Origin of the sequence: Providencia sp. JGM181 (assembly GCF_018257375.1) — a bacterium.
GTDB lineage: Bacteria > Pseudomonadota > Gammaproteobacteria > Enterobacterales > Enterobacteriaceae > Providencia > Providencia lanzhouensis.
The window spans coordinates 1-675 of the sequence record NZ_JAERJY010000303.1; the positions used below are offsets into that span (position 1 = coordinate 1).

Annotated in this window: 1 protein-coding gene; it reads right to left on the bottom strand. The window is 37.6% G+C overall.

Annotated elements, in window-relative coordinates; all coding sequences use genetic code 11:
• Window positions 1-60 precede the first annotated feature (60 nt).
• Complete coding sequence (locus JK188_RS17650; protein WP_036956196.1) at window positions 61-627, bottom strand: fimbrial protein; 567 nt, start codon at window positions 625-627, stop codon at window positions 61-63.
• Between the last annotated feature and the right edge of the window lie 48 nt (window positions 628-675).

Here is a 675-nt window from a genome sequence, read left to right on the forward strand (position 1 = left end):
AAGCTGAAGTAATGATTGGTCTCATTACTTCAGCTTACCGTTAATAACTAATGCATTAAATTAGTTATACGACAATACGAAATCAGTTACCGCTTGGAATTCACCTGCAACAATATCAACCGGAGCTTCTGGTTTACCTTGGCTACCTAAACCTTTCACATATGCAGCAAATTGCAGGGTATTAGTTGTTCCTTGCAGTTTGTGCTCAGATTTAGTGACTTCATTTAATACGATTGGGTCATTGTTGCTATCTACGATCTGGATACCTGCACCTGCAGCAGTACCTGTAATAGCTAATAGTGATTTAGGATCATTTGTAGCGGCCGCGCCTGAAAATGTAATATTCACGGAATCACCTGTTTCTACAGTACAGTCAATTAATTTAATATCGAACATAACTGGTGAAGATTGACCGTCTGAAGTACCACCATTTTTTAACACCACATCAGCGATTTGACCTAAATCTACAGTTTGGTCAATAGAAGATGGGTCAATAGAACAAGGTGCAGTGATGATGCTACCAGTGAAAGTGACTTTACCATTACCGTGGTTAACTGGTGCTGCGTTTGCACCAAAACCAATTAATGTCGTTGCTGCGATAGCCATAAGAGTTTTATTTAATTTCATTTGGTAAATCCTCAATTAAGTCGTAATTTAAATAAAAAAGATAATAAG

Bases quoted from the DNA above. Each gene is read 5' to 3' on its own strand.
- JK188_RS17650 (WP_036956196.1), bottom strand. From the start codon at position 627: ATGAAATTAAATAAAACTCTTATGGCTATCGCAGCAACGACATTAATT.